This is a genomic window from Arsenicibacter sp. R0_47, from assembly GCF_057652235.1.
Window position 1 is genome coordinate 1 of record NZ_JBYFCJ010000018.1, and the last position, 16,924, is coordinate 16,924.

The 16,924-nt window shown below is 48.5% G+C and carries 16 protein-coding genes; 4 read left to right on the top strand and 12 right to left on the bottom strand.

What is annotated here, in order from left to right:
* Nucleotides 1-442: 442 nt before the first annotated feature.
* The 3 genes from AC23NW_RS23820 to AC23NW_RS23830 all read right to left on the bottom strand — a co-directional run bounded on the left by AC23NW_RS23820 (nt 443) and on the right by AC23NW_RS23830 (nt 2,447).
* Nucleotides 443-865: a hypothetical protein gene (locus AC23NW_RS23820; RefSeq protein ID WP_487452595.1), complete on the bottom strand. Its 423-nt coding sequence runs from the start codon at nt 863-865 to the stop codon at nt 443-445.
* Between the two features lie 746 nt (nt 866-1,611).
* Nucleotides 1,612-1,914: a response regulator transcription factor gene (locus AC23NW_RS23825; protein ID WP_487452596.1), complete on the bottom strand. Its 303-nt coding sequence runs from the start codon at nt 1,912-1,914 to the stop codon at nt 1,612-1,614.
* Nucleotides 1,915-2,048: 134 nt separating this feature from the next.
* A complete protein-coding gene (locus tag AC23NW_RS23830) occupies nt 2,049-2,447 on the bottom strand; it encodes a gamma-glutamylcyclotransferase family protein (RefSeq protein WP_487452598.1) in 399 nt (132 codons plus the stop codon).
* A 189-nt stretch (nt 2,448-2,636) separates the two neighbouring features.
* Here AC23NW_RS23830 and AC23NW_RS23835 point away from each other — a divergent pair, with 189 nt between their 5' ends.
* A complete protein-coding gene (locus tag AC23NW_RS23835; RefSeq protein WP_293836483.1) occupies nt 2,637-4,097 on the top strand; it encodes a TonB-dependent receptor in 1,461 nt (486 codons plus the stop codon).
* Between the two features lie 109 nt (nt 4,098-4,206).
* A complete protein-coding gene (locus tag AC23NW_RS23840) occupies nt 4,207-5,346 on the top strand; it encodes a cystathionine gamma-synthase (protein WP_487452600.1) in 1,140 nt (379 codons plus the stop codon).
* 53 nt (nt 5,347-5,399) lie between these two features.
* Here the strand turns inward: AC23NW_RS23840 and AC23NW_RS23845 are convergent, their stop codons facing one another.
* Nucleotides 5,400-6,377: a YheT family hydrolase gene (locus AC23NW_RS23845; protein ID WP_487452602.1), complete on the bottom strand. Its 978-nt coding sequence runs from the start codon at nt 6,375-6,377 to the stop codon at nt 5,400-5,402.
* A gap of 61 nt (nt 6,378-6,438) precedes the next feature.
* Between AC23NW_RS23845 and AC23NW_RS23850 the strand changes: the two genes are divergently transcribed.
* Nucleotides 6,439-6,879, top strand: a complete 441-nt coding sequence (locus AC23NW_RS23850; protein WP_293836489.1) for a hypothetical protein — start codon at nt 6,439-6,441, stop codon at nt 6,877-6,879.
* Here AC23NW_RS23850 and AC23NW_RS23855 read toward each other — a convergent pair whose 3' ends face one another.
* The 7 genes from AC23NW_RS23855 to AC23NW_RS23885 form a co-directional block, all read right to left on the bottom strand.
* Nucleotides 6,880-7,647: a glycosyltransferase family 2 protein gene (locus AC23NW_RS23855; protein ID WP_293836491.1), complete on the bottom strand. Its 768-nt coding sequence runs from the start codon at nt 7,645-7,647 to the stop codon at nt 6,880-6,882.
* The gene (locus AC23NW_RS23860; protein ID WP_293836493.1) at nt 7,644-8,630 is read right to left on the bottom strand and encodes a glycosyltransferase family 2 protein; all 987 of its coding nucleotides are present in this window, start codon (nt 8,628-8,630) and stop codon (nt 7,644-7,646) included. Before AC23NW_RS23860 ends, AC23NW_RS23855 begins: the two co-directional genes overlap by 4 nt.
* A gap of 228 nt (nt 8,631-8,858) precedes the next feature.
* The gene (locus AC23NW_RS23865; RefSeq protein ID WP_293836495.1) at nt 8,859-9,791 is read right to left on the bottom strand and encodes a glycoside hydrolase family protein; all 933 of its coding nucleotides are present in this window, start codon (nt 9,789-9,791) and stop codon (nt 8,859-8,861) included.
* 111 nt (nt 9,792-9,902) lie between these two features.
* A complete protein-coding gene (locus AC23NW_RS23870; protein WP_487452605.1) occupies nt 9,903-11,570 on the bottom strand; it encodes a hypothetical protein in 1,668 nt (555 codons plus the stop codon).
* A gap of 96 nt (nt 11,571-11,666) precedes the next feature.
* The gene (locus AC23NW_RS23875) at nt 11,667-12,740 is read right to left on the bottom strand and encodes an NAD-dependent epimerase/dehydratase family protein (RefSeq protein ID WP_487452607.1); all 1,074 of its coding nucleotides are present in this window, start codon (nt 12,738-12,740) and stop codon (nt 11,667-11,669) included.
* Between the two features lie 208 nt (nt 12,741-12,948).
* On the bottom strand, nt 12,949-13,200 hold the full coding sequence (locus tag AC23NW_RS23880) for a hypothetical protein (protein ID WP_293836501.1): 252 nt from the start codon (nt 13,198-13,200) through the stop codon (nt 12,949-12,951).
* A 96-nt stretch (nt 13,201-13,296) separates the two neighbouring features.
* Nucleotides 13,297-15,048: a M3 family oligoendopeptidase gene (locus AC23NW_RS23885; protein ID WP_487452609.1), complete on the bottom strand. Its 1,752-nt coding sequence runs from the start codon at nt 15,046-15,048 to the stop codon at nt 13,297-13,299.
* Nucleotides 15,049-15,131: 83 nt separating this feature from the next.
* Between AC23NW_RS23885 and AC23NW_RS23890 the strand changes: the two genes are divergently transcribed.
* Nucleotides 15,132-15,992: a DUF58 domain-containing protein gene (locus tag AC23NW_RS23890; protein WP_293836505.1), complete on the top strand. Its 861-nt coding sequence runs from the start codon at nt 15,132-15,134 to the stop codon at nt 15,990-15,992.
* A 3-nt stretch (nt 15,993-15,995) separates the two neighbouring features.
* On the opposite strand, the gene AC23NW_RS23895 is transcribed toward AC23NW_RS23890, so the two are convergent.
* A complete protein-coding gene (locus tag AC23NW_RS23895) occupies nt 15,996-16,868 on the bottom strand; it encodes a helix-turn-helix domain-containing protein (RefSeq protein ID WP_293836507.1) in 873 nt (290 codons plus the stop codon).
* Nucleotides 16,869-16,924 lie beyond the last annotated feature (56 nt).

Here is a 16,924-nt window from a genome sequence, read left to right on the forward strand (position 1 = left end):
CGTCATCGTTTTGTAGTTTCGTCACCACAAAAATAGGACATACTGGTTCTTGCCTTTTTTTATGAGAAAGCCCTGTAAAGTTTTTATGGCTAAAGGTAGAACTAAAACAAGTTCAGATTTAATAATGATGATGATAGTCTTTTTAAAAGATAAATATGTGTTAGTAAAATATGCAGCAAAGAATAGAAGAATATAACTTAATAGAAATTTTGTTAGGTTGTATAATAATAGTAATATATATCGCATGGTGCTAGTTTTTTTATATTAGTTATGAGATTTTCTATAGCCTCAATATCCATAAACTTATATTCGGTAAAATATTTTATATAAATATAATCAAGTTCGATAAATTTTATATTTAAATATATTACAATGGATTCAGATATCCAGATAATTAAAAACCATGCCAATATTTTTATGTATTTTATATTCATTATATAATTTATAAAGTAAAAGCAACCCCAAGTTTTATATACTCTTTTTTATAAAGAGAAAACTCTTCGAACCTGCCAATCAGAAGAGGCTTGTTAAATGATATATCTCCGATAAGTTTTTTTTGAAAATAATAAATAAAACCGAACGAAACTGTATTGCCAATATTTAATTTTTTGAAAACTTGATTTTCTTTGTTAATATTTGTTTTGAAAATATGCAAATCAAAAGAATCTTGTAGGTAAATATAAAAGCGTCTGTCAGTTTGAAAATAATACCTCATTATAGGACTTGGCATACCTATATTTTTATAATATCGATTTATAGTATCACGTGATGGACTAATTGAATTGCTGGTGGATAAGTTTATACCAAACTGTATTTTATCTTTTATTAAATAACCAATAGACGGACTAGGTCCTACATGAAGCATATAGTTTAAATTTCTTTTTCCAGATACAATAGTGTTATTTAATTTAAAATCATATATATTAAGACTATAACTGAATATGAATTTGTTATTGTGCACTTGCCCAAATAAATTACTTTGGATTAATAAAATAAAAACAAAATTTAATACTATGTATTTTAAATTAATGGGAAACAGCTGCTTATAATACATTTGTGTAAAATTTAATAGACTAATTTATAGCGTATATTTTATATATACGCTATAAATACAATTAGAATGGGTTTGTTAACTGGCCTCCACAATAATTAATTAAAACATACTGTAGCCAAACTGGAGATCCAGGACCTCCCATTAGCCATTGAAAGCCTCTTGGATGGGCAACTTTATCCCAATATTCAGTGAATGTACATGACCCACCACTAAGCTTTGACATTTCAGTCGATGTAATTTTTTTCATAATGCATACATATCCCTACTCTCTCTCAGGCTTTTCGGGTTTACGCCTTTGGCAAATGCTGCACAGTTCATTTGCCGTTCTGTGTCATGACAGTAGCAAAACTAAACGCTTCAGATATGTGTGTCAAGCTAAACTACCCCTCAATTGATGAGGGTTTTTGTTTACATAATCGCAGAAAAAATGCTTATTGTAACCTTAGTCAATAACGTAGTATATGGTGTATGAATGTGGTATATACACTACATTATTTATTACAAAAAACCTCATTACTTGTGAAGATTTGGTACAGAAAAATAAAATTTTAATAAAGTTAACTATTATCTGGGGGAGGGAACTTGCCTGTGGATTCTTCGTACCAAAAGCGTAATTCTGTGCGATATTGTGTGGCAAATTGGGCGAGTTTACCAACGCCGGTTAACTGCAACTTTTTGCCAATGCGAGTCCGGTAGTTTTCGGCGCTTTTAGGCTGTAAGTAGAGTTTATTGGCGATTGCTTCATTGCTGTCGTCTTCGGCAATGAGCATCAATACATCCCACTCACGCGGGCAGAGCTGCAACAGGCCGCGCATAAAAAAGACCCGTTGGGTGGGTTGGTGGCTTTCAAAGGCTTTCATGGCTACAAATCAGGAGTTGATAAATGGATATATACTGTAATTGATACTGACGTGTGGGTTAATATCGCTCAACTACCGGATGTAACAAAAGTATGCAACTATTTTTATGTGTTGCTTTCGTGCCTCGCAGCCTCCTATAGTTCTCCCTTCAGATACGGCCGGAAGTCGCCGGTGGGGATATGCACCAATTTCTCTACAGAAAAGTTATAGAGATAAACCCAGCAAAGTTTTTGTTGTCCAAGGATAGAAACCGCTACGGGCTTGCGGACAAACTCACCGGTATCGCCGGCGGTGTCTTCGTATTCGTCGAGGAGGGGTAGGGTCAGGTCGGGTTGTAGTAGCTGAAACACCTCGCCGCAGACGTTGGTCGGGGCGGCGGGGTTGGAAACGGCTCCCGGATACCAGGATACCAGATAGAGCTGCCCCGGAAAAGACCCGCGCCCGATATACCGGCTGTGTTGCCGGAGGTGTTCCGAAAACGGATTAGCAGCCTGTTGCATGAGGGTGCCGTACACAAATAACAAATCGGTCATAATAGGGTAGCGGGTTTCTGAAGGGAGATTTTTAGTTTTGTACGTAAGGTAAACAGCTGCCCCGAAAGCCGTACAGAAAAGGGACTGTATTTTCTATGGTTTTTTTATGGCTTTTAGGGTAATGTAAAGTGCCCGCGAACAGTAATTTGTTCTTTTTCATAAATTTAGCATCAACAACAACGGGAAGGTATGTACGAAAAAAATATCGGTACGAAACAGAAAGCGCTGCGTATCAACCTCGATAGAAAAATTTACGGGTCTTTTGCCGAAATCGGTGCGGGGCAGGAAACCGCCGCCGTATTTTTTAAGGCAGGGGGCGCGTCCGGCACAATCGCCAAAACCATTTCGGCCTATGATATGACCTTCAGCGACGCCATTTACGGCCCTGAAATCAGTGGCCGGTATGTGTGCGAATCGCGCCTGCTGAAAATGCTCAACCGCGAGTATAACCTGCTGAACGTCCGTTTGGCCGAAAAACGCGGTACTGACTCGCTCTTCTTTGCTTTCGCCAATACTGTTGTTGCCCTGAACTACCAGAAAACCAATGAGGCCCACGGCTGGATTGGCTTGCGGTTCCAGCTGACGCCACAGGCTGCCTATAACGACGTGATCATCCACGTCCGGATGCTTGACAACGAGAACGTACTCCAGCAACAGGCACTTGGCATCATCGGCACGAACCTCATTTACGGTTGCTTTTACTACCATAAATCGCCGGAAACGCTGCTGCTGTCGCTGATGGACGACCTGACTCCGGAGCGGATTGAAATTGACATGATCCGATTTGACGGCCCCGATTTCGCCGATGTCGATAACCGGCTGATGAGCCTGCACCTCGTGAAAAACGGCTTTACCGATGCCGCCTTGTTCGGGCCGGACGGGCGGGTGTTGCAGCCGTCGGAAGCACTCTATAAAAAACACATCCTGGTCATGCGCGGCCGGTTGCGTCCGGTGACAAACGTGCACATGGACATGATCGAAAACGGCCTGAAGCAGTTTAAGGCCGAGGACGATGTGAACCCTGATAAGGTGGTGATGGTGTCGGAGCTGACGCTGCATAACCTGAAAGCCAACGAGCAGGGCATCGATGAGAAAGACTTCCTCGACCGCGTCGACATTCTGTGTTCGCTGGGGCAGACGGTAATGATTTCCAACTACCACGAATATTTCCGCCTTGTGGCGTATCTGGCGCGTTTAACCCGTCTGAAAATCGGCCTGATCATGGGTATTCCGAATCTGGAATACATTTTCGAAGAAAGCCATTATGAATTCCTGCCGGGCGGTATTCTGGAGTCCTTTGCAACCTTGTTCAGCCGGAAGGTAAAACTGTTTATCTACCCGACCCTGCGCACCGACGGCAGCATTTACGCCTGCATGGATTTCGATCTGCCGCCGCACATTAAACCGCTTTTCTCGTACCTGACACAGAACGACAAGATCGAGGCCATCCGGAATTACAACGAAGAAAACCTGCATATTTCGACCGACCTTGTGCTGGAACAGATTCAGAAAGGCGAAGACGGCTGGGAGGCGATGGTGCCCGACAGCGTGGTCCGTCAGATCAAGGAAAACTGCCTGTTCGGTTATCCATGTGAGGTCCAGTATACGCCCATTGGCGAACAGGTTCGCCAGCAGGCCGAACAATTATGAGGGTTGACTGGTAGATGAATAATGTGTAATGTAAAATGAATGACCGGAAAATGCCGCATTATCCGTTTTACATTGTACATTATTCATCAAATTAAACCAGGCAATCCGTATGAAATTCGGTACCAAAGCCATACATGCCGGGATCGAACCCGACCCAACTACCGGCGCCATCATGACGCCGATTTACCAGACATCAACCTACGTGCAGGAATCGCCGGGCAAGCACAAAGGCTACGAATATGCCCGGACGCAGAACCCAACCCGTGATGTACTGCAAAATAACCTGGCCGCGCTCGAAAACGGGCAGTACGGGATTTGCTTCTCCTCGGGGCTCGGAGCCACCGACGCCATCCTGAAACTCTTCAAACCCGGCGACGAAATTATTGCCAGCAGCGATCTCTACGGGGGGACCTACCGGATTATGGTGCGGGTATTTCAGGAATTCGGCCTGACCTTCAAATTTGTGTCACTCGATAATCCGGACAATCTGAAAGCAGCCCTGACCGATGCAACAAAAATGGTCTGGATCGAAACGCCGACCAACCCGCTGCTGCGTATCGTCGATATCAGGGCCATTGCGGCCATAACGCAGGAAAAAGGCATTCAGCTGGTAGTTGATAATACATTTGCATCGCCTTACCTGCAAAATCCGCTTGACCTGGGCGCTACCATCGTAATGCACTCCGTAACGAAATACCTGGGTGGTCACTCTGATACGGTGATGGGAGCGATTGTGACGAATGACGAAGCCATTGCGCAGCGGCTGAAATTTATCCAGAATGCCTGTGGTGCGGTGCCCGGTCCCCAGGATTGTTTTCTGGTGTTGCGGGGCATTAAGACATTACACGTCCGGATGCAGCGCCACTGCGAAAATGCGATGCAGGTCGCTCAGTTTCTGCAAAGCCATCCGAAGGTAAGTCAGGTCTATTATCCGGGGCTTGAAAACCATCCGGGCCATGCGCTGGCTAAAGAGCAGATGCGGGGTTTCGGCGGCATGGTGTCCTTTACCCTGCACGGTGATTCGTTGCCCGAGGCGGTTAAGGTAATGGAGAGCTTCACGGTATTTTCGCTCGGCGAATCGCTGGGTGGCGTCGAATCGCTGTGTACGCATCCGGCGTCGATGACCCATGCCAGCATTCCGAAAGAGGAGCGGGAAAAAAATGGCCTGAAAGATACGCTTATCCGCCTGAGCGTCGGTATTGAGGATGTCGAGGACCTGATTCAGGATTTGAAACAGGCAATTGGGTAAGTTATAAACTCCCCGAAGGTTTAAAACCTTCGGGGAGTTGAACCAAATAGGGTTTATTCCCTCTCCAGAAACGCCAGCGCCCGGCGTTCGGCGTAGGTATGCGGGTCGCGGTAGGCCAGGAAGCCCACGTGGCCGCCGGTTCGGGGTGTTTCGGCAAAAATCATCGGATGCGATTGGGCGAGGTCGATCGCCGCACATTCCGGGGATAAAATCGGGTCGTTCTGGGCATTCAGTACCAGCACGGGACGGGTAATGCCCGGCATAAAATTGATGGCTGAGGCTTGTTCGTAAAAATCGTCGGCATCACGATAGCCGTTGAGCGGAGCCGAAAAGAAATTGTCAAAATCGCGCCAAAGCACAACATCTGCCACTTTTTGCATATCCAGTTTTCCCGGAAACAAATCGGCTTTCTGCTGAATTTTGGTCAGCAGCTTTTTCATAAACCGGTTGCGGTACAGCTTGTTGGCCGGCAGGTCGAGGAGTTTGGCACTGGCCATCAGATCACAGGGCGACGATACCGCGACAGCCCCCTGAATAACATCCGGAGCCTCCTGGCCGTGAACACCGAGGTATTTCAGCGTAATATTCCCCCCCATGCTATACCCCACCATCACCACCTTTTCGTAGGCTTTTGTCCGCAATGCATGGTGAATCAGTTCGCCGATGTCGCCAATCTCCCCGTGGTTATACAGCCGGAACGCCTTATTCATTTCGCCGCTGCACGACCGGCAGTTCCACGCCAGCGCATCGTAGCCTTGCTGGGCAAACAATTTTGCCGTACCCCTGATGTAATGCCGGCCGCTGTCACCTTCTAAACCATGCGTTAAAATGACTAATTTACGGGGCCTTGTTGCCGTTGCCCGTTGCTCCAGCCAGTCGATATCAATAAAATCGCCGTCGGAGAGCGTCAGGCGCTCCCGCTCATAGCTGACGCCGGGTACCTTTCGGAACATACTCGGAACAACCGTCTGTAGATGGCCGTTGTATAAATAGCGTGGCGGACCGGAGTAGGAGGAGGCAATAACAGGCATTCGTTAATTGTACGATTAAGAAATCACGATTTTTTGTCGTACCAGTAAATCGTCATTTACAGTGATTGCTAAATATATATCTGTAATTCTGGCCAGTACGATAAAGTTCATCGGCGGGCCGCTGGCTGGTTTAGCCTTCGGTTTGACGTGGCTCGAAACGGCAGTCTGTACCGTTTCGGGCATGATGCTGAGTGTGCTGGCAGTTACTCTGGCCGGCAAAGGGCTACAAACGTTGCTGCAACGGTTCCGAAAAGAAAAGCCGAAACGTTTTTCGAAGCGTACGCGGCTGGCGGTACGGGTCTGGAAACGATTCGGCATTTTTGGTATTGCGGCGCTGACACCGGTGATTTTAACACCCATCGGCGGGACAATTCTCGCTGTCGCCTTTCGGGTACACCTGCGTCAGATACTGGTTTACATGCTGCTGAGCGGAGCGTTCTGGGCTATTCTGCAAACGCTGGTGATTTACCAGCTGCCGCATCTTAAAGCCTTTTTTGCCTGACTACCGGCTGACTGTAGCGGCGGGTTTGGCGGCTTCTTTTTTCCGGAAGTCCCCGCGCGAGAAGTACTTCTCGATCAGGCAATACATCAGGATAAAGAAATAACGGCTACCCATCTCCTTGATTTTCAGTTTCGATTCGCCGTATTTCCGGTTGGTCCAGCTGTTGGGTACAACGGCGTAGGTATATCCCCGCACCATCGCTTTCAGCGGCAATTCGATGGTCAGGTTAAAGTGAGGCGACAGGAACGGCTTAACACCTTCGATGGTAGCGCGTTTATAGAGTTTGAACGCGTTGGTGGTATCGTTGTATTTAATACCCATTACCATCCGCACAATGGCGTTGGCAATCCGGTTGATGAATTTTTTCAGCGGCGGATAGTCAATAACTTTTCCGCCCTTGTTCCAGCGCGACCCGAATACGGCATCGACACCGGTTTCCATCATTTTGTTGTAGTACTTAACCAGATCTTCCGGATCATCCGACATATCGGCCATAAAAACAGCCACGCAATCACCCGAGAAGCGTTCCAGACCATAGCGAACCGCATAGCCAAAGCCGTTCGGACCCGGATTGGTAAAATAAACCAGGGTCGGAATTTCTTCTGAGAGCTTTTGCAGCACGCCTAACGTGTTGTCTTTGGAGTTATCATTCGTCACACAGATTTCGTGCGGAATGCCGTGTTTAGCCAGCGTCTGGTACAACGTCTGTAAAGTAGGCGTAATCGACTCTTCTTCGTTATAGGCCGGGATGACAACGCTTAGTTTCATGATTTTTGATCTGTTTCGGTCGTTTGATTACGGTATGGCATTAATCGGATCGTACTGTATAGCTTCATCAAGGGTTGTGGTACCATGTAATCCCTGATTATTTCCTTCGCTTTCGGCCATTCCGGCTGTGCCAGGTTCAGGTACGTCAGCGCGCAGGTGAATTGTTTAAAATAGCGGCCTCTGAATTGTTTGGCATCAAGCATCATCCGGTAATAGCGGGCGATATTTTTCCGCATAACGCGGTCGTATTTATAATCCAGCTCTTTGTTAATCGCGCTGTACATGGCAATCCGGTTACGCAGAAACTTCTCGTCCTGGTAGTTGTCTGCATAGCTGGCTCCGCCCCGGTTTTTCCGGTAAACCGACATCACATCCGGCTGATAACCAATCGGTCCGAGTTTAGCTTTAAGAATAATCCGCGGAATATCCCCGCTCGACGATTCTTTAAACCACTGCGGGTATTCGTCAATCAGTTTCCGGAACATCGAACTGGATGTGGCCATAAACCAGATTTCGTCCTCACCGATCAGATCATCTATGGTGTAGAACGGCTTCATCACCGGCCCGTTCAGCAGGTGTGATGGTGTACCGTCTTCATAGGTGATCAGCGCATTATGGAATGCCATGGAGTAATCCGGATGCGCATCCAGAAAATCTGCCTGCTTCTGCAGTTTGAGCGGATCCGTCCAGTAATCATCCCCATCCATGAGTGCCCAATACTCACCCCGTACTTTTTTCAGCGTTGCCAGGCAGTTCAGTCCGCCGTTCATACCCAGGTTATGATCCTGCAACACACCAATGACTTTTCCGGGATGCAGGCGTTCGTATTCCTGAATAATTTCCCGTGTTCCGTCCGTAGAGCAATCGTCGCCAACCAGAATTTCAAAAGGGAAATTGGTCTGCTGCGCCAGAGCGCTGTCGATAGCCTTCCGGATGAAGTTTTTCTGATTATATGTAATAATGGTTACGCTAACCTTGATCATAATCATTCCCCGGCAACCAGGCCTTTGGTCAAATGAATGGCAAAGACAATTGAATTGCAGGCCATAGTTTAGAGTATATACGTGAAACAGACAGGGAGCCCATCCGTTTCACGTATGATGTAAAGCAAAATAGAGGCTTTCCGGTAAAAATGCAAATCTACTAATTTAAACTTACTATAGCGATTTTGCTTTCCAGAAACCCTCTATGGCTAAGCTTTATTGTTAAACTTATTGATCCAGAACAGCATAGCCAAATCCGGATGCCCCAAAGCCGTTACCGTTGTAGAACATTGTCCACTCGCCTTTAAGGTTAAAGATATGGCAATAATCCATCATGAGCGAATCCCAGCCATCTTCTGACCGGGCAATGCCCGCCTGATCGTCCTTACGGGTCCAGTTAATACCGTCGGTCGATTCGGCATAACCGATCCGGTAGCTGCGTTTTACGTCTGTCCGGTAATTGGTTGCGTTCCGGTACGAGAAATACATCCGGTACAGGTCGCCGTCTTTGAAAACAGTTGGCCGGCCAATGGCATCCGTAAATTCATCATACCCCACGCAGACCTTGCCGGTGCGTGTCCAGTGAATACCATCGGTTGATTCGGCGTATTTTACGTCATAAAACGGTTCGGGATGGCCGTTAATGACTTCGATTTTGGTGCAGGAGAGGTACCACATGCGCCAGTAGTCGTCGCGTTCGCGGATCACACAAGGTTGTGCAACCCAGACCTGATCGAATATGTACCGGTCGAGCAGCGGTCCGTCAAACATCCGCTCAAACGTCAGCCCGCCATCACGACTGACTGCCAGTCCGATACCGAGGCGGTAGGAAGCCGTTTCGCTGCGGTTCCAGCCGGTATAATATAACCAGATTTCGTCGCCGACGGGTACAAACCACGAGGGCATGGCACCTGTTTCATCAAACATCCCGACCGCACCTTTTGTTATGCAGGGCTTATCATGGACGTACAGCACCTTAGTTAAATCGTTGGCATCAAGCTCAACAAATGACGTTGCCGACTGAATATCCTTATCGCGGGTTGAGAAGTAAACGCGGAGTCTGTTTTCATCCATCGGAAATCCGAATGGTACCTGAGCATGTGTCTGGCTGAATGCCATTGACCCGTCGGGCTTATAAATAAGGCCTTTTTTTGTCCACATCTTATACTATGTTATCTTCCGGTAAAACGTGTTTAATAGAATTACGTCTGGTTAAGAACGTACAAAAATAGAGGTTAAACCACTGTGCAGACAGCCGTTTAATTGATCATGTCAGTTTGTTACGGCGTTTACCTGCTTTTTTATGCGGTCATTACGCACATAAATACGGGCATCGTTGGCCATGCCGGCAAACTGATAGTGCTCGTTTACGAATTCGGCTAATGGTTTGATGATTTCATATCCCTGGGTTTTCTTATCGGTCATCCACAGGTTCTGGGAACCAACGGCATCGACAAAAACAGGCGGGAAAGACCGTTTAAAATCGCTGACATACCGTTTCTGATAAATACCAAGCATCGGATGGTCGAATGTACTGCGGATGGTATGGTTTTCGGCAACACCCTGCGGCATCTGTGTCTGCACATAATAGTCGCAGCGCCAGCCCCAGACCACCAGTTTTTCACCTGGCTGTGCATATTGCCGGACTACCTTCGCCACATCGGACTGCGGTAGCCGCCAGCCACCCTGCTGATCGGTCGGATAGGGATTGAGCGGAATGCCATGACGGTAATTCCAGATCATCTGTCCGGCAAAGCCGAGCAGATAAAGAGCCAGAAAGCCCAGCCCCAGCCGATATGTAGTTGTTTTTTCTATCAGGTTACTCCAGCAAAAACCAGCCAGTAAGCACAGCGGACCCATCAGGAAATAAAGGTAGTGTACGTATTCAGATCCTGTTTTGGTAATGGCATACAGCGTAGCCGCCAGCAGCGTCAGGATAAAGGCATTGCGCTGCCAGGTTTTTGCTGTTTCGGTTGTCTGTCTGCGGGCAGTTATGTAAACAACCAGCGCGGTAATGAACAAGGCAATCGTCAGGTAAACAAGCCACTCAAATTCGGTTCCTTTCCGGAAAAAGCGGGGCAGGTTCAACAGGTTCTGAACCGGATCGCCGCCGCTGGCATAGTTGAAATTTCCCTGAATATAAAACGTTACAAAGTCATTCAGCATACCGGTGCTCCACATGAACAGGGTAAACAGCACGGGAAAAGCAATGCCGCCGGCTACAAGTACACCAATACGTTTTGCCTTTCCGGCAACGGTAATATTTACCCGGAGCAGGATGTCAATGGCCGCAAAAAGTCCGGTAACCGCTGCTAACGGAACTCCCTGTAGTTTACCGAACGGAACCATACCCAACAGCAACCCCATGAGCCCTAACGATGCCATTGACGGGAGGCTATGCGCCGTTTGCCGGGCATAGAGCAGGTAGGCGCCACCCAGCAGGCAGATGGCAATGAGCTCGCTGTTATAATGAATAAAGTCGCCGTTCTGCGTAAGTCCGAGCAGAAAGATAAACGGCAGAACGGCAAGCTGCGCCGCCTGCTGCCCAAACCACCGGCGAACGGCCAGAAAGACCAGCCAGAAGCTCAGTGATACCAGCAGAAAGGCGCTGAAATGAGCCGTAATAAAGTCGGCCGGTAAACCGAACCAACCGGGAAGAACCAGAAAATAGCTATCCAGCGGACCGCCCGTTGTTCCGTCGACCGACCGGAAATAAACGGGATCCCGGGCCAGCGTCATGCCTTGCGTAATCATCTGGCTTTCGTCCGGGTTGATCTCACCATTGAAAACAATGCCGGGGAGACGCAACAAAAACAGCAGCAGAAAAGCGCCGGGCAAAAACCAGCGGCTGTTGGGCCGGGTCGCTGACCAGAGCAACACCCAGCACAGGGCATAAACAGGAAACGAGTAAGCAACAGGATAGGTATCGAAGTGGGGCATATGTTCCGGTGGTTAACCGAGTTTAAGTCCGTATAGCTAGCTATCATAAAAAATGTCAGCCCGTTCAGGCTGACATTTTTCGTAGAGAACAGGTGACTATTTCGTCACGGCCAGCCGGGCAACCATGCTGTCGTGGATCTGAGCCAGCGTCTGCGTTAAATCGTATGTCCAGTTCCAGTCCGGATAGTGGGCTTTGAACTTGCTAAGGTCAGAAATGTACCAGATGTGGTCACCAATCCGGTTGGTTTCTGAGTAGCTGAAATTCATCTTATTGCCGCTGATCTGCTCGCATACCGTGATGGCTTCGAGCATTGAACAGTTGGCATGACGGCCACCACCCGCGTTATACACCTCGCCCGGACGCGGATTCTGGTAGAAGTGCCAGAACATGTTTACCAGATCCCAGCTATGGATGTTATCGCGTACCTGCTTGCCTTTGTAGCCAAAGATGGTATAGTGATTGCCGGTAATGGCGCACTTCATGAGGTAGCTCAGGAAGCCGTGGAGCTGAGCACCCGAGTGGTTCGGACCCGTCAGACAGCCACCGCGGAAGATGCCGGTGTTCATGCCGAAATAACGGCCGTATTCCTGCACCAGAATATCCGCAGCCACTTTTGAGGCACCGAACAGCGAATGTTTGGTGTGGTCGAGGCTCATGAACTCATCGATACCGTTTTCGAAATACGGATGGTTCTGATCGATTTCCCAGCGGGTTTCAGTTTCAACCAGCGGCAGGTAATTCGGGTTATCGCCGTATACCTTATTGGTCGACGTAAAGATAAAGACCGCTTCCGGGCAGTTCTGCCGGGTCATTTCAAGGAGGTTCAGCGTCCCGTTGGCGTTTACCGAGAAATCGGTAAACGGCTCGCGGGCAGCCCAGTCGTGCGAAGGCTGAGCGGCTGTGTGAACGATCAGTTTGATGTCGGCCCCGAATTCCTTAAAGATAGGCTCCAGCTGGGATACTTCACGGATATCAGCCACGCGGTGCTGGTAATTCGGGTAGGCATCCTGTAAGCGGTTGCGATTCCACTCGGTAGAGCCATCCTGACCGAAGAAATATTGGCGCATGTTGTTATCGATTCCGACAACAACATCAAATTTATCTGAGAAAAAGGCAACAGACTCGCTACCGATCAAACCAGCCGAACCTGTGATGAGTGCAACGTTCATAGTAAATTAGACAGTATCTTACGTAGATATATCGGAAAAATCCTACAACTGAATAATAATCAGCCGGTAAAGTAACGCAAAAAAGTTATACTCACCTACACCGCTTACTAAATTCAGAAGCGTATAAATAAAAAGCGATGCACTGGTTATCCAGATGCATCGCTTTCTGCGATTTTATGTCTGAGCTAATCGGGCCAAGGCTGGTAGCTTAAGCACCCTGGTTAATTGTGCCGGCGCCGAACAGTTTCTCGCGGATTTTCTGTGCACGCTCATCCAGTTCAGGACGGGGCGTGTACTTGTATTTTGTCTGAACAGCAGCAGAATCCTTGTGAACACCGTATACATATGGGTCGCCCTCGCGAACATCTTTCTGCTTAATCGTATTATTTTTCTGATAATCACAAGAGGCCAGCGACAGAACTGTGGCTACTAATACCCCTATGCTCAAAAGACCTTTCATAGCTAATTGGTTACGAATTCGTTCGACAAAGTTATAGTACGCAGGCTTATTTTGGAAACGAACCCTTTTTTTTTACTGATGATTATTGATTTATGATCAATTCTGGGCCTTTAACGCCTGAATTTCAGCCCACACAAAGGCCATAAGGGCACTGATGTGTTCTTTTGAAAAGTCGAACGGGACATTGGCCGCGGCATAAATGGCTGTCAGCGGGGCTTTGTAACCAAGCTGTAAGGCATTGATGTACCCCTGTAAACCGGCTTTCGGGTCTTGCCGGTAATTACGCCACACGCCGATTGCGCCCAGCTGGGCAATGCCATACTCGATGTAATAGAACGGGACTTCGTATAAATGCAATTGCCGCTGCCAGATATACTCTTTATATTGTTCAAATCCTGACCAGTCGACAACGTTATCGGCAAATTGCTCATAGATCCTGACCCAGCTTGCCCGCCGTTCGGCTTCGGTATGGGTCGGGTGCTCATAAATCCAGTGCTGAAACTTGTCGATAGTTGCCACCCACGGCAGTGTCTCGATGATCGATTCGAGGTGCTGGAGTTTTGCCCGCTTCAGGTCGGCCGGATTCTCAAAGAAAATATCCCAGTGGTCCATCGTCAGCAGTTCCATCGACATTGAGGCCAGTTCGGCCGCTTCCATCGGCGGGTTGCGGAACGCCTTCAGCGGCAGTTCGCGCGTCAGGAACGAATGCACAGCATGGCCGCCTTCGTGTACCATCGTTACCAGATCGCGGAGGCTTGAGGTCGCGTTCATAAAGATAAACGGCACTCCGATTTCTTCGAGCGGATAGTTGTAGCCACCCGGCGCCTTACCCTTGCGTGAGTCCAGATCAAGGTGCTGCATGGCCTTCATGATGCGCAGGTAATCGCCCAGCTGTTTGTCCAGCCGGTCGAAGCAGGTAATGGTTTTATCAAGGAGTTCTCCGGCCGTACTGAAAGGCTTCAATGCCGGCAGACCGTCCAGGTCGGCTTTTGTATCCCACGGCCGCAATACGCTGATAGACGGGTCATTGCGCTGTAGTTTCGCCTTCCGTTCTTCTGCCAGCTCATTAAGCATCGGCACAACGGCACCGGCCACCGATTCGTGGAAATCGACACAGTCCTGGGGTGTATAATCGAAACGCCCCATCGCCGCAAACGAATAATCACGGAAAGACTGAAAACCGGCGTTGGTTGCTACCTGATGGCGCAGCCGGATCAGGGTGTTAAATAATTCATCCAGTGCTTCGTGGTCCTGATAGCGGCGGCCCCATATTTTTTTCCACGCGTCTTCGCGGATAGTGCGGTCGGCCGACTGCAACCGGTCGCTGGCCTGCTGAAGGGTCATTTCGGTCTCGTCGATAATAACGGTCATCGCTCCGGCAATGGCTCCGTATTTCCGCTCTTCGGTCTGTAAATCAGTTTGTAACGGAATGTTTTCTTCTCTGAAAATATCGGTAGACAGCTTCAGCCCGCGAATGGCAATGTCGAAGCCCGCTTCGGTAAGTTCGTCGAGGTAAGGACTGGCCAGTGCCTTTTTATCCAGTTCATTTCCATAAACCGACAGCTGCGGCTGAATTTCACTGATGAAAAAATTCAGGTCGTTGACCAGTGTTTCGCTGGCCGTATCGCAGGTCATCCGGATATAGCGCCACGCAAAGTTCTCGGAGAGATACGACTCCAGTTCGCTCCGGTCGAGAAACCACTGCCGGAGGGCGGCAGCGTTGCCAATGGGGCGTTGCAGCAGGTTATCGAACAGCGGTTGTATATCGGCCCAGGCCGTCAGGGTAAAGTCTTCGCCGATAAACGGCCGGGCCGGGCGCGCCGGTAGTATCAGGGTAGTTGCTTCCATTGATCTGATCGCGTGCATCGGTTGGGATGCAGATACAAAAAATTAACGTGTAAATTTACAGTCTAAGTTTAACCAGTAGCGGTATGGATGAGTTTCTTTCCCGGTTGCGTCACTTCGAAATCCGGATTCGGAAAGCGGTAAACTCACAGATGCGGGGCAGCTTCCGGTCGGTTTTTAAAGGCACAGGACTGGAGTTCAGTGATTTACGTACGTATCAGTACGGCGATGACGTACGGGCCATTGACTGGAACGTATCGTCGAAAGGCGACGGTACCTACGTGAAGGTTTTCCGGGAAGAAAAAGACCAGACCGTTTTTTTTGTGGTGGATGTCAGTGCTTCGCAGCAGGTCGGCCCCCAGCACCGTAGTAAACTGGATGCTACGAAAGAAGTTTGCGGCGTGCTGGCGATGTCGGCCATCCGCGAAGCCAGCCACGTTGGGTTATACTGTTTTTCGGATCAGAAGGAAAAATACCTGAAACCGCAGAGCAGTATGAAAAACGGGTACCAGCTGATCATGAGTCTGCACAAGCTGAAGCCGGAGTCATTGCGGACAAACATTGCCGAAGCCCTGTTATTTACGCTCAATATTCTTAAACGCCGGAGTGTGGTCTTTCTGATTTCTGACTTCATTGACCAGAACTATGATCACCACCTGAAAGCCCTCGCCCGTAAACACGATCTGGTCGTAATTCACCTCTATGACCAGCGCGAAGTAAAACTGCCCCGGCTGGGTATCATTCCGGTGTATGACACCGAAAGCGGCCGGACGGTCTGGGTAAATACCTCGTCCCGCCGCTTCCGTGACAGCATGCGTGCTACCTTCGAGCAGAACCGGTCCCGCCTCGAACGCCTCTGTAAACAATATGATGCCAATTATCTGGCGCTTGATGCGCAGGAGGATTTTGTGCCTAAACTAGTCGAGTTGTTCCGGATCCGGAAATAATCACTACACAAAAACGCGCCGGCCCGAGTAATTGCCCCTGAATTCACGGGGAGTGCATCCGTTTTTTTTCCGGAAAATGCGGTTGAAGTACGAAAGATTGTTGAAACCGCATTTGTAGGCAACCTCAGCCACGGTATGGGTTGTATCAATCAGCATGCGGGAGGCGTGTCCCAGCCGGATTTCGTTGAGGCTGTCGACAAATGTTTTGCCGGTGCGCTTGCGGATAAACCGGCTGAACGAAACTTCCGGCATATTGACGACCTTCGCCACCGAGGCCAGCGAAATGTCTTTTTCGTAGTTTTTGAGCATGTACTCAAACGCTTTTTCAATCCGGCGGCTGTTATAACTGGGGGTTTCGCTGCTGAAGGATGAATTAGCCAGGGTACGCATCTGCCGTGATGTGGACAGGTCGTGTAGAATCGAAAACAGCTCCAGCACCGACTCAAACCCGTTTTTACTGACCAGTGCCTCAATTCGTGGCTTCAGTTGCTGAGCCGTTTCGCGCGAAAACAGAATGCCCTGGCCGGACCGTTCCAGCAACGTCCGGATAAAACTCAGCTGATTACGCTGCAGCATCTGGTTATCAAACAGGTCCCGGTGAAACTGAATCGTTACCTCATGAATATCCCGGCTGTCACACTGGTGATTAAACCAGCCGTGGGGTAAATTACTGCCCACCAGCACCAGTTCAAGATCGTCAATGACATCGGTATGATCGCCGATAATCCGTTTCGCACCAGCCGCATTTTCAATAAAATTCAGTTCAAATTCTTCGTGATAATGAAGCGGAAAGTCAAAGTCTGACTTGTTCCGCTTAAAGAGCATAAAACAGTCACTTTTAGTCAGCGGGGTCATCTCCCGGTAAATAGTGTTCATGATTGCAGATAGGTTAAGGGCTGGTAAAATAGTATTATAAAATACTGCTTTATCAA